The following is an 11,738-nucleotide window of genomic DNA, read 5'->3' on the forward strand; positions in this document are numbered from 1 at the left end:
TCAATGGAAGACGCGGTAGCCGTGCTCGCGCAGGCGGGAGGTGACCTGCTCGGCGTGCGGCTCGCCGCGGGTCTCGAGCTGGAGGTGGACCTCCACCTCGTCGAGGTGCAGCGAGGGTGAGATGCGCTCGTGGACGACCTCGAGGACGTTGGCGCCGGCGGCGCTGACCTCGGTGAGCAGGGTGGCCAGGCCGCCCGGGACGTCGGGGATGCAGACCCGGAGGTTGAGGTAGCGGCCGGCGGCGGCCATGCCGTGCCGGATCACCTTGCCGAGCAGCAGCGGGTCGATGTTGCCGCCCGAGAGCAGGGCCACCGTGGGCGTGGTGAACTCCGTGGGCCGGTCGAGCATCGCGGCCACCGCGGCGGCGCCGGCCGGCTCGACGACCATCTTGGCCCGCTCCAGCAGCGCCAGCAGGGCCCGGGACATCGAGTCCTCGGAGACGGTGAGGATCTCGTCGACGTGGTCGCGGACCGCGGCGAAGGTGATGTCGCCCGGCCGGCCGACCGCGATGCCGTCGGCCATCGTCGTCATCGACTCCAGCGGCACGGGGTGCCCCTGCGCCAGCGAGTCGGGGTACGCCGCGGCGCCTTTGGCCTGCACGCCGATGACGCGGACGTCGGGCCGCAGCGACTTCACCGCGATCGCGACCCCCGCCAGCAGTCCCCCGCCGCCGGTCGGCACCAGGACGGTCTGCACCTCCGGCACCTGCTCGAGGATCTCGAGCCCGACCGTGCCCTGCCCGGCGACGATGTCGACGTGGTCGAAGGGGTGGATCAGCACCGCGCCGGTCTCGGCGGCGAACTCGTGGGCCGCCTCGAGGGCGTTCTCGAGGTAGCGGCCGTGGAAGATGACGTCCGCGCCGTACCCCCGCGTCGCCTTCTCCTTGGGGATCGGGGCGCCCTCGGGCATGAAGACCGTCGACTTGATGCCGAGCAGCTGGGCGGCCAGCGCGACGCCCTGCGCGTGGTTGCCCGCGGAGGCCGCCACGACGCCGTGCGCGCGCTCCTCCTCGGAGAGCCGGGAGATCCGCACGTAGGCACCGCGGGCCTTGAACGACCCGGTGCGCTGGAGGTTCTCGCACTTCAGGCTGACCGGTCCGCCGGCGAAGGCGGAGAGCCAGCGCGACTCCTCCATCGGGGTGTAGACCGACACCCCCTCCAGGGTCCGGCGCGCCGCCAGGATGTCGTCCAGCGTCACCGTGGGGACGTCACTCATGTTCCAGGGCCTCCTCGTTCGGGGGCTCCTCGCCCATCTCCGCATAGTCCTCGTCCAGCTCTTCCTCGGCGTCGTCGCCGGGGGCGGTGTAGCTCGCGAGGTGCTGGACCACCGCGTTGACCGCGGCGGCCAGGGGCACGGCGACCAGCGCGCCGGGGATGCCGGCCACCAGGACGCCGCAGCCGATGGCGATGATGACACCGAGGGGGTGCACCGAGACCCACCGGCCCATCAGGAACGGCTGCAGGACGTGTCCCTCGATCTGCTGGACCAGGATCACGCCACCCAGCATGAACAGCGCCGTGATCGGCCCCTGGTCGACCAGGGCGACCAGGATGGCCACGGTGCCGGCGACCGTCGCGCCGACCATCGGGATGAACGCGCCGAGGAACACCAGCACGCCGATCGCGAGCACGAAGGGCACGCCGAGGACCGCCGCGACGATCATGATGCCGATCGCGTCGGTGGCCGCGACGATGACGGTGGCCCGCACGAACTGGGTCAGCGAGATCCACGCGACCCGGCCGGAGGTGTCGACGTGCTGGCGGCCGGCGCGCGGCGCGAGCCGCACCATCCACGCCCAGATCCGCTCGCCGTCGGCGAGGAAGAAGTACGTCGAGAACAGCACGATGAAGAAGCCGGCGAGCACGTGGCCCAGCGCGGTGCCGACCTCGGTCACCCGGCCCAGGATCGAGCCGCCGTCGGTGGAGGGGGTGATCGCCTTCTGGGCGCGGCTGATGTAGTCGTTGATCTGGGAGTCGGTGGCGTGCAGCGGCCCGGTCTTGAGCCAGTGCTTGACCTCGTCGAGCCCCTTGACGGTCTGGTCGGCCAGGTCGTTGGCGCCGTTGGCCACCTGCTGGCCGGCGAAGGTGAGCAGCGCCGCGACGAACGCGATGCCGCTGATCACCACGAGGATCGAGGCGAGCCCACGCGGCAGCCCGAGCCGGTGCAGCCCGGCCACGACCGGGCTGACCAGGGCGGTGATGAGCAGCGCGACGACCACGGGCAGCACGACGACCGCGAAGAACCCGATCGCCCAGAAGACGACGTACCCCGCCGCCACGATGACCAGGAAACGCCAGCCCCAGGCGGCCGCCAGGTCGAGTCCCCACGGCACCTGGGCGCGGCTGAAGTTCGACGTGCCGGGGGTGACCGGGACCGGCTCGGCACGGCGCTCGTCACGCAGCTGCGCCCACTGGTGGGCCAGCCGCTGGGCGATGCCCTCGTCCTCCTCGGCGCGTGAGCGCAGCCCGATGATCGGCAGCCGCCGCCGCCCCTCGCCCCCACCGGCGTCCGCGCCCTGGCCCGCCTGTCCGGCGGGGTCGTGGCGGCCCGGGCCGTCAGCCTCGTTGCTCACCGCGACAGGCTATCCACCCGGGTGGTCGAGCACGCGCAGCACCAGCCGGTACGCCGCCTCCGGATGCCGCTCCGCGAGCAGCCCGGCGGCCGCGAGCACGTAGTCGGTGTCGACCACCACGCGCGCCCGCTCGGGCAGCTGCCAGCCACCCTCGAGCCCGGCGCCGACGCTGTCGCCGAGCACCCGCTCGGCGACGCCGGGACGCCCGTTGCGCAGCACGCCCCCCGAGCCGACGAGCAGGTCGACCTCACGGAGGTCCTTGCCGCTGCGCTCCACCACCCGACCCTCGGGGCTGACCACGACGCGGGAGCGGCCGGCGTGGCGGCGCAGGGCCAGACCCACCGCCGCCCGGGCGATGGCCTCGTCGGCGTCGCACCCCGCGTCGTCCTCGGGCAGGAAGCCGGGGTCGGCCTGCCGCAGCGCCGCCGTGTCCGCCAGCTCGTCGAGCCCCGCCTCGGCGACGGTGGTGACCGCGGACCAGCGCATGCCGAGGTCGCCCTCGACCGTGCGGGTGACCGGCGTGGTCGCCACCACCTCGCGGGCCAGGCCGGCGTCCTCGGGGTCGACCTCGACGACCGAGTGGACGTCGGTGGTGGCGCCGCCGACGTCGACCACGACCACGTCCCCGACGCCCGGGTGCGCGTCGTCGAGGCCGCGGGCGAGCAGCTCGACGCCGGTGAGCACCACGTCCGGGGTGGCCCCGCGGACCATGGCGGTGAAGTCCGCGCGGCTGCTCAGGTGCTTGCCGCCGATCACGTGCGACAGGAACATCTCGCGGATGGCCGACCGCGCGGAGTCGGGAGCCAGCACCCCGATCCTCGGGACCACGTTGTCGGCGATCACGTGCGGGACCGCACCCAGGATCTCCCCCACCTCGTCCCGGGCGTCCACGTTGCCGGCCACCACGACCGGCCCGCGCCAGCCCGACGCCACCAGGTCGCGCGTCGCCCGGAGCAGCACCTCGGCGTTCCCGCCGTCGGTCCCGCCGGTCAGCAGCACCACGTCCGGCCGGGTCGTGCGGCTCAGGGTGCGGTAGGGCGCACTGTCACCCGCACGACCCGCGGCGGCGATCACGTCGACGACCTTGCCGCCGCTGGACAGGGCGACCCGGCGCCCCGCCTCGGCGGTGACCAGCTCCTCGTTGCCGACCACGGCGATCCGCAGGCCACCGCCCGCGCTCGAGCAGGCCAGCACCTCGGCGTCGGCCGCGCGCGGGTCCGCGGCGACCAGCGAGGCCAGGCAGGCGTCGTACCCGTCCAGCACGTCGCCGGTCCCGTCCGTCGCGGGCAGCGTCGTGGGGTGCGACGCCGACGCGAGGATGCGGCCCTCGGCCAGGTCGACCAGCGCCGCCTTGGTGAAGGTGGAGCCGAAGTCGACGCAGACCGCGGTCCCCGGCCCCGGGTCAGCCGAGGGCACGGTCGAGGTCGGCGATCAGGTCGTCGGCGGTCTCGATGCCCACGCTGAGCCGGACCAGGTCCGCGGGGACCTCGAGGTCGGTGCCGGCGACGCTGGCGTGGGTCATCCGGCCCGGGTGCTCGATGAGGGACTCGACGCCCCCGAGCGACTCGCCCAGGGTGAAGACCTCGGCCTTCTCGCAGACCGCGAGCGCCTGGGCCTCGCCGCCGCTGACCCGGAAGGAGACCATGCCGCCGAACCGCTTCATCTGCTTCGCGGCGACCGCGTGGCCGGGGTGCTCCTCGAGGCCGGGGTAGATCACCGTGCTCACCGACGGGTGGCCGGTGAGGAACTCGACGACCTTCTCGGCGTTGTCGCAGTGCCGGTCCATGCGGACCCCGAGGGTCTTCAGGCCGCGGTGGGTCAGGAAGCAGTCGAACGGGCCGGGCACCGCGCCCATGGCGTTCTGGTGGAAGGTCACCTTGTCGGCGAGCTCGAGGTCACGGACGACCAGCGCACCACCGACCACGTCGGAGTGGCCGCCGCAGTACTTCGTGGTGGAGTGCAGCACCACGTCGGCGCCCAGGGTGAGCGGCTGCTGGAGGTACGGCGAGGCGAACGTGTTGTCGACGACCAGCAGCGCGCCGGCGTCGTGGGCGACCGCGGCGAGCGCCTCGATGTCACCGATGTTGAGCAGCGGGTTGGTGGGCGTCTCGACCCAGACCAGCTTCGTCTCGCCGGGGCGGATCGCCGCGCGCACGGCGTCGACGTCGGAGACCGGCGCCGGGCTGTGCTCGAGGCCCCAGACCTTCTCGACCTTGTCGAACAGGCGGAACGTGCCGCCGTAGGCGTCGTCGGGGATGACCGCGTGGTCACCGGGCCGGCACACCGAGCGGACCAGCGTGTCCTCGGCAGCGAGCCCGGAGGCGAACGCGAAGCCGCGCTCCCCCTCCTCCAGCGCCGCGATCGCGCCCTCGAGGGCGGTGCGGGTGGGGTTCGCCGAGCGGCTGTACTCGTAGCCGCCGCGCAGGCCGCCGACGCCGTCCTGCTTGTACGTCGAGGTCGCGTAGATGGGCGGGATCACCGCGCCGGTCATCGGGTCGGGCTCGTAGCCGGCGTGGATCGCACGCGTCTCGAAGCCGGACTTGCTCCTGTGCTGCTGCTCGCTCATGGGGCCACGCTATCCACCGGGCCGGCCGGAGTCTTACGAGGTGGTGACGTCGCCCCGGGCGGGAACGACCGGGCCCCCGTCGTTGTTGCAGACTGGTGAAAGCCCCGAGGCTCCCGACAGGAGGACCCGTGTCCATCTTCAGCCGTCACAAGTCCGAGCTCGTCTCCCCCGACCAGGCCCTGCCCGGCCGCAGCGAGCGGTTCTTCCACCTCGCCGACAAGCACCTGGTGCTCGGCACGCCGCTGGTGACCGACGATGCACCCGCCGGCTACGAGGTCGCCCTCTTCGGGCTCGGCTGCTTCTGGGGCGCCGAGGAGGTCTACTGGCAGGTGCCGGGCGTGTGGTCGACCTCGGTCGGGTACGCCGGCGGCACGACGCCGAACCCGTCGTACGAGGAGGTCTGCACCGGGCGCACCAACCACACCGAGGCCGTGCGGGTCGTCTACGACCCCGCGCAGGTGTCCTACGCCGACCTGGTGAAGACGTTCTTCGAGGTGCACGACCCCACCCAGGGGATGCGCCAGGGCAACGACGTCGGCACGCAGTACCGCTCGGCGATCTACTACACGACCCCCGAGCAGGAGCAGGTCGCCCGTGACCTGACGAAGGTGTACGGCGACGAGCTGCGCCGGCGTCGCCTCGGCGAGATCACCACGGAGATCCGTGAGGCCCCGACGTACTACTACGCCGAAGACGTGCACCAGCAGTACCTCGCGAAGAACCCGCACGGCTACCGCTGCCACGCGAACACCGGCGTGAAGTTCCCCGAGACCGCCTGACCCGGAGCCCGACCCGCAGCGGGCCCCGCCGGGGGCTGCGGCGCGCCCGCTGACGGGGCCCTCGTCGTGGGAGTCTGGGGCGTGACCTGGGTGACGACGTCGGACGCCGCACGCTTCCTGGCGGGAGCCGGGCCGTTCCTGGTCTCCGACCCCGTGGCCAACAACGCCCTGCTGACGGAGGCGAGCTTCTGGGCGCAGCTGCCCGACCCCGCCCCCGGCGCCCGCTTCGGGTGGTGGGCGGAGGGGGGCGAGACGGGCGGCGCCTTCGTGGACATCCCCGACCACCCCGTCCTGTGCTCACCCCTGGGCGCCGCTGCCGTGGCCGACCTCGCCCATGAGCTCGCGGGTGCCACCAGCGTGGCCGTCCAGGCGAGCGACGTGGACGCGCTGGACGAGGCGTGGCGGGCGCGGGGAGGAGCCGTGCGCACGGTCGCCACGAGGACCCTGCTCCGCCTCGTCGCCCTCCGAGAGCCCGCGCAGCCGGCAGGCGCCCCACGGGTGGCCGATGCCGGCGACCTGCCGCTGCTGAGGTCGTGGTTCGACCTCTTCGCGCAGCGTCATCCCGACGACTCCAGCCACGTCGAGTTCGTCGTCGACCACCCGCTCCGCGACGGGGCCGTGGTCATCTGGGAGGTGGGCGACGAACCCGTGGCCATGTGCTCGCGGACACCCCGGGTCCAGGGCATGACGCGGATGGGGCTGGCCTTCCAGCCCGCCGAGGGCACGACCTACTCCGACGCCGCCTTCGCCGCCGGGTGCGGCGGGGCGTCGCGCACCGCCGAGCACGTCCTCGCCCTCGGCTCCGGCCCCGGACCGACCGCAGCCCTGAGGTCGCTCGGCTTCGCCCCTGTCCTGGAACGTGTGGTGCTGCAGGTACGACACGGCCCCGCTCGCTGATCAGCCCCACGGCTACCGTGCCACCCAGCACCGCGTGACATTTCCGGGCCGAGGGTGTCGTATCCGCCCCGAGCCGTTCGTAGCGTAGGTGGAGGCGGGCACCGGGCCCGCCCGAGCGAAGGGGGCAGACGTGGCCGAGTACCTCATCTACTTCAACCAGCAGTGGGTGGGCGACCACTCCGAGGAGTGGTTCCGCGGGCGCGGGCCACTGGCCAAGGCGGTCGTCGAGGAGATCAGGGCGGCCGGGGCTTACGTCTTCGCCGGCGGCCTCGTGGAAGAGGTCGAGGAGGCCTTCAGCGCCGACGCGACCAGCGGCTCGTTGACGTTCACCGACGGTCCCTACGTCGAGACCAAGGAGTGGCTGGGCGGACTGACCATCGTGGACGTGGCCGACGAGGAGGAGGCCAGGATGTGGGCCGGCAAGATCGCGGAGGCGTGCGGCTGGCCCCAGGAGGTGCGCCGCTTCAAGCAGGGGCCCGCGCCCCGGTGACGAGGTCCTGACCGGTCGGCGACAGGCCGGACGTCGCGGCCGATGCGGGCTCGTGGCACCGCGAGGCCGCACGCGCACGACTTTTCTGAGAAGTACCTGAAAATGGGGCATGCGCTCGCGGTCGGAGCCGCGAAGGCTGGGCTGCACCATCCCCATTCACGGAGGAAAGCCCATGCGCACACCCCGCCTGATCGCAGTCGCGGCCGTCGCGGCTGTCACGGCCGGCGCCCTGTCGGCGCTCCCGTCGGCCGCGGACACGTCGGCGAGAACGGCCGGCAAGGTCGTCCTGGCTCGCGGTCTCGTCGCCCCGCTCACGCTGGCCGTCGAGGGCAAGAGCATCTATGTCAGCCAGAACTTCACCGGCCAGCTCAGCAAGGTCCAGGGCGGGAAGGCGAGCACCGTCTACGCCTCCGGCGGCAACGAGGTGGGCGGCGTGTCGGTCCGGCACGGCCGGGTGGTGTTCACCGAGACCGAGGGCTCGGGCGAGACCAACACCGACTCTTGGCTCAAGGTGCTGCGTCCGGGCGGCAAGGCCGCGGTCCTGGCCCACATCCGGGCCTTCGAGAACGCCAACAACCCCGACGGCTCGATCACCTACGGCGTGCGCGACATCAGCGACGAGTGCGCGGCGGACTGGCCCACTGACCAGTTCGGGCCGCCGGTCTACGAGGGCCAGCTGGACTCGCACCCCTACGCGACGCTGCAGACGCACCGGACGATCTACGTCGCGGACGCCGGCATGAACGCCGTGCTCGCCGTGTCCCGCTCGGGCAAGATCCGCACGGTGGCCGTCACCCCGGCGGTGCCGGTGGAGATCACCGCTGAGCTCGCCCAGGCGCTCGGCGCCCCCGACTGCGTCGTCGGACTCACCTACTACGGCGAGTCGGTGCCGACCGACGTCGAGATGGGCCACGACGGCAAGCTGCTGGTGACCACGCTCGGCGGCGGCCTCGGTGAGCAGCTCCCGCTCGGCGCGGTGCACCGGATCAACAGGTGGAACGGCCACCAGACCGAGATCCTCAGCGGCCTGTCCACCCCGACCGGGCTCGCCGTGACGGCCAAGGGCGGTCTGCGCATCGCCGAGCTGTTCGCCAACAAGATCGTCGGCGTCCGGGCCGGCTCGTCCAAGGTCTGGACCTTCGCCAAGGCGAACCTGCCGGCCGCGGTCGAGATCGCGAACGGCAGCGTCTACGCGACCAAGGACGCGCTGCCGCCGGAGAACGGCGCGCCCGACGGCAAGGTGGTTCGCTACATCCGCTGACACCACGCACGAGCACGGGGCCCTCGTCCCCTCCCTGCCGGGCAGCTTCCGGCAGGAGGGGCGGGGGCCCTGGCACGTCCGGTGAGGGGTCCTTCGACGCCCGGCGGGGGCCGGTGTACCCGTGACAGCCGCCGGCCCCGGACGGAGCGTGGGAGGTGACATCCACGCGACCCGTCCGAGCCAGGGGTCGCACCCTTCCCCGTCCGGGAGACCCCCATGGACCTCACTGCTCGCCGCTCCACCGCCCTCGTCGGCGCCATCGCCTCCGCCACCACGTTCGCGGCCGTCGCGCCGGCCGCGGCCACCGACCTCGCACCGAGCCGGGTCACCGTCCACGCGACCGACTACACCCCCGCCTCCGGGCAGACCTTCCGCCTGTACGGCGCGGTGTGGTCCGGCGGCATCCGGGTGCCCGCGACGGTGCGCGTGAAGACCTTCCGCGACGGACACTGGGTCCAGCTGCAGGGCGCGGTCATGGAGACCAACCGCGACAACCGCTACAACCTGCGCATCATCTTGCAGATGAAGGGCGAACGGCTGCTCCGCGTCGTCGGCGACCCGCGGGACCCCGACATCGCGACCTCGAGCACGACCATCACCGTCACGGTCCACTGACGCCGGGGGCGGCGTCGTCCCTGACACCGGCTCGGGGGCCGGATCACCAACCGGCCGATACCATCGAGGCGATGACCGAGCTCCCGCGCAACGCGGCCAAACGTACGGCCAGGCTTGCCGCGTTGCCCCTGGGCTACGCGGGCCGCAGCGCGCTCGGCCTCGGCAAGCGGCTCGGCGGCAAGCCCGCCGAGGCGGTGATGAGCGAAGTGCAGCAGCGCACCGCCGAGCAGCTGTTCCGCACGCTCGGCGAGCTCAAGGGCGGGGCGATGAAGTTCGGCCAGGCGCTCTCGGTGCTCGAGGCCGCACTCCCCGACGAGGTCGCGGGCCCCTACCGCGACCAGCTCACCCGGCTGCAGGACTCGGCGCCCCCGATGCCGACCCAGACGGTGCGCGAGATCCTCGAGGACGACCTCGGACCGGACTGGCGCGACCGGCTGGTCTGGCTCGACGGCGGCCCCGCGGCGGCCGCCTCCATCGGGCAGGTCCACAAGGGACGCTGGCACGACGGCCGCGAGGTCGCGGTCAAGGTGCAGTACCCCGGCGCCGGCGAGGCGCTGCGCGCCGACCTCCGGCAGCTGGCCCGGCTCGCGCGCACCGTCGGCACGCTGGTGCCCGGGGTCGAGATCAAGCCGCTGGTCGCCGAGTTGCAGGCCCGCGCCGAGGACGAGCTCGACTACCACCTCGAGGCGCAGGCGCAGACCGCCTTCCACGAGGCCGTCGCCGACGACCCCGACATCGTGGTCCCTGCGGTGGTCGCGGTCGGCCACACCGTGCTCGTCACCGAGTGGATGGAGAGCCCGGCGTCGCTGGCGACGATCATCGCCGAGGGCACCCAGGAGGAGCGTGACCACTACGGCGAGCTGCTGGTGCGGTTCCTGTTCTCCGGTCCGGCGCGCACCGGCATGCTCCACGCCGACCCGCACCCCGGCAACTTCCGCATCCTCCCCGGCCCGGGCGGCGAGCCGGGACGCCTCGGTGTCCTCGACTTCGGGGCGGTCGCCCGGCTCCCCAGCGAAGGTCTGCCCGAGGCGATGGGCCGGCTGATCCGGGTCGCCGCCACCGAGGACAAGGACGAGCTGGTCGACGGCCTGCGCCGCGAGGGCTTCATCAAGCCGAACATGAAGGTCGACCCCGACCTCCTGCTGGAGTACCTCGGCCCGTTCGTCGAGCCCACCCAGGTCGAGCGGTTCCGCTTCTCGCGGGAGTGGATGCGCACCCAGTTCGCGCGCATCAACGACCCCCGGGAGCCGTCGTACACCGTGGCGATGAAGCTGAACCTGCCGCCGGCGTACCTCCTCATCCACCGCACCTGGCTCGGCGGCGTCGGCCTGCTCAGCCAGCTCGAGGCGGAGGCCCCGTTCCGGGCGATCCTGGAGGAGTACCTGCCGGGCTTCGCCGCGCCCGAGCACTGACCGGGCCGGACGTCATACGTCCCGGCGACCAGGTCGTACGACGTCGCGGCGGGGTCAGGCGAGCGGCAGGAACATCACGTGCAGGCCGACGTACCCGTGCGCGGGTGAGCGGAAGGCGCCCGGGACGGTCCCGACGATCTCGAAGCCGAGCGACTGCCAGAGCCGCACCGCGGCGGTGTTGGTCTCCACGACCGCGTTGAACTGGATCCCGCGGAACCCCCGGCCGCGGTGCCACTGCACGACGTGCTCGCCGAGCGCACGGCCGACGCCCCGACCGCGGGCCTCCGGCGCGACCATGAACGACGCCGTGCCGATGTGGTCGCCGTGGCCGGGCCGGTTGGGGCCCATCTTGGCGCTGCCGAGGACCTCGCCGGCGTCCTCGAGCACCACGGTCTCGCCCGGGGGCCGCTCCATCCACCAGCCGCGCCCGGTCTCGAGGGTGAGGTCGGCCGGGTAGGCGTAGGTCTCCCCCGCCTGCACGGTGGCGTGGAAGAACGGCCAGATCCGTGGCCAGTCCTCGTCGGTGGCGGGGCGGATCGTCGCCTCGCTCACTCTCCGGTGCTCCCGTCGATCGACTCGCGGATCAGGTCGGCATGGCCGTTGTGGCGGGCGTACTCCTCGACCATGTGGGTCACGATCCAGCGCATGCTGAACCGTTCGCCGGTGCGGCCGGCCCGCTGGGAGAGGGTCCCCCAGTCCCCCACCGCCGCGAGGACCTCGTCGGAGGCGGCGCAGGCGGCATCGAACATCGCCCGCAGCTCCTCGGGGCTGTCGCCGGCGGCACTGTGCCAGTCCCAGTCCGGGTCGGTGCGCCAGTCCACGGAGGCCCACGGCTCGGCGTACTCCTGGCCGCGGAAGACGCAGTCGAACCACCAGTGCTCGACGAAGGCCAGGTGCTTGAGCATGCCCCCGAGCGTCATGGTCGACGGGGCGTGCGTGGCGTTCAGCTGGTCAACGGTGAGCCCGGCGGTCTTCAGCCGGAGGGTGTCCCGGTGGTGGTCGAGGAAGCCCAGCAGGGTGGCCTTCTCGTCACCCGCCAGGGGTGGGTCGACCCGGTCGGGGGCGGCTGGGGTGGTGGACATGGGGCCACGCTAGGGCTCGGCCTCCATGTCGACCACCGACTTTGTCGGCCGGCGGGCGCGGCGC

The 11,738-nt window shown here is 73.0% G+C and carries 12 protein-coding genes; 6 read left to right on the forward strand and 6 right to left on the reverse strand.

Features of this window, described 5'->3' with window-relative positions:
- From ilvA to ACFO9I_RS02890, 4 genes are read right to left on the reverse strand one after another with little or no spacing between them, the layout of a single operon-like run.
- Window positions 1–1,215: a threonine ammonia-lyase gene (gene ilvA, locus ACFO9I_RS02875; protein WP_379177601.1), complete on the reverse strand. Its 1,215-nt coding sequence runs from the start codon at window positions 1,213–1,215 to the stop codon at window positions 1–3.
- Window positions 1,208–2,572, reverse strand: a complete 1,365-nt coding sequence (locus ACFO9I_RS02880) for an AI-2E family transporter (protein ID WP_379177603.1) — start codon at window positions 2,570–2,572, stop codon at window positions 1,208–1,210. The genes ilvA and ACFO9I_RS02880 overlap by 8 nt, the downstream gene beginning before the upstream one ends.
- 9 nt (window positions 2,573–2,581) lie before the next feature.
- Complete coding sequence (locus tag ACFO9I_RS02885) at window positions 2,582–3,988, reverse strand: glutamate mutase L (protein WP_379177605.1); 1,407 nt, start codon at window positions 3,986–3,988, stop codon at window positions 2,582–2,584.
- Window positions 3,975–5,138: a cystathionine gamma-synthase gene (locus tag ACFO9I_RS02890; RefSeq protein WP_379177607.1), complete on the reverse strand. Its 1,164-nt coding sequence runs from the start codon at window positions 5,136–5,138 to the stop codon at window positions 3,975–3,977. Before ACFO9I_RS02890 ends, ACFO9I_RS02885 begins: the two co-directional genes overlap by 14 nt.
- 134 nt (window positions 5,139–5,272) lie before the next feature.
- Here ACFO9I_RS02890 and msrA point away from each other — a divergent pair, with 134 nt between their 5' ends.
- The 6 genes from msrA (at window position 5,273) to ACFO9I_RS02920 (ending at window position 10,592) form a co-directional block, all read left to right on the forward strand.
- Window positions 5,273–5,917, forward strand: coding sequence for a peptide-methionine (S)-S-oxide reductase MsrA (gene msrA / locus ACFO9I_RS02895; protein WP_379177924.1), 645 nt, complete (start codon window positions 5,273–5,275; stop codon window positions 5,915–5,917).
- 81 nt (window positions 5,918–5,998) lie between these two features.
- A complete protein-coding gene (locus ACFO9I_RS02900; protein WP_379177609.1) occupies window positions 5,999–6,814 on the forward strand; it encodes a hypothetical protein in 816 nt (271 codons plus the stop codon).
- A 130-nt stretch (window positions 6,815–6,944) separates the two neighbouring features.
- Entirely contained in the window at window positions 6,945–7,304 is a 360-nt protein-coding gene (locus ACFO9I_RS02905) for a YciI family protein (RefSeq protein ID WP_379177611.1), read from the forward strand.
- Between the two features lie 172 nt (window positions 7,305–7,476).
- Window positions 7,477–8,565 (forward strand): ScyD/ScyE family protein, encoded by a 1,089-nt coding sequence (locus ACFO9I_RS02910; RefSeq protein WP_379177613.1) that lies wholly within the window; start codon window positions 7,477–7,479, stop codon window positions 8,563–8,565.
- Window positions 8,566–8,781: 216 nt separating this feature from the next.
- Window positions 8,782–9,180 (forward strand): hypothetical protein, encoded by a 399-nt coding sequence (locus ACFO9I_RS02915; protein WP_379177615.1) that lies wholly within the window; start codon window positions 8,782–8,784, stop codon window positions 9,178–9,180.
- A 71-nt stretch (window positions 9,181–9,251) separates the two neighbouring features.
- Window positions 9,252–10,592, forward strand: coding sequence for an ABC1 kinase family protein (locus ACFO9I_RS02920; RefSeq protein ID WP_379177617.1), 1,341 nt, complete (start codon window positions 9,252–9,254; stop codon window positions 10,590–10,592).
- Between the two features lie 54 nt (window positions 10,593–10,646).
- Here ACFO9I_RS02920 and ACFO9I_RS02925 read toward each other — a convergent pair whose 3' ends face one another.
- The gene (locus ACFO9I_RS02925) at window positions 10,647–11,144 is read right to left on the reverse strand and encodes a GNAT family N-acetyltransferase (RefSeq protein WP_379177619.1); all 498 of its coding nucleotides are present in this window, start codon (window positions 11,142–11,144) and stop codon (window positions 10,647–10,649) included.
- Window positions 11,141–11,674, reverse strand: a complete 534-nt coding sequence (locus ACFO9I_RS02930) for a DinB family protein (protein ID WP_379177621.1) — start codon at window positions 11,672–11,674, stop codon at window positions 11,141–11,143. The genes ACFO9I_RS02925 and ACFO9I_RS02930 overlap by 4 nt, the downstream gene beginning before the upstream one ends.
- Window positions 11,675–11,738: the final 64 nt, after the last annotated feature.

The organism is Nocardioides sp. GCM10023255 (assembly GCF_042653125.1).
Lineage (GTDB): Bacteria > Actinomycetota > Actinomycetes > Propionibacteriales > Nocardioidaceae > Nocardioides.

Excerpts from the sequence above, each read along its gene's own strand:
- ACFO9I_RS02930 (WP_379177621.1), bottom strand. The coding sequence starts at position 11,674 with ATGTCCACCACCCCAGCCGCCCCCGACCGGGTCGACCCACCCCTGGCG.
- ilvA (WP_379177601.1), bottom strand. The coding sequence starts at position 1,215 with ATGAGTGACGTCCCCACGGTGACGCTGGACGACATCCTGGCGGCGCGC.
- ACFO9I_RS02890 (WP_379177607.1), bottom strand. The coding sequence starts at position 5,138 with ATGAGCGAGCAGCAGCACAGGAGCAAGTCCGGCTTCGAGACGCGTGCG.
- ACFO9I_RS02910 (WP_379177613.1), top strand. The coding sequence starts at position 7,477 with ATGCGCACACCCCGCCTGATCGCAGTCGCGGCCGTCGCGGCTGTCACG.
- ACFO9I_RS02920 (WP_379177617.1), top strand. The coding sequence starts at position 9,252 with ATGACCGAGCTCCCGCGCAACGCGGCCAAACGTACGGCCAGGCTTGCC.
- ACFO9I_RS02915 (WP_379177615.1), top strand. The coding sequence starts at position 8,782 with ATGGACCTCACTGCTCGCCGCTCCACCGCCCTCGTCGGCGCCATCGCC.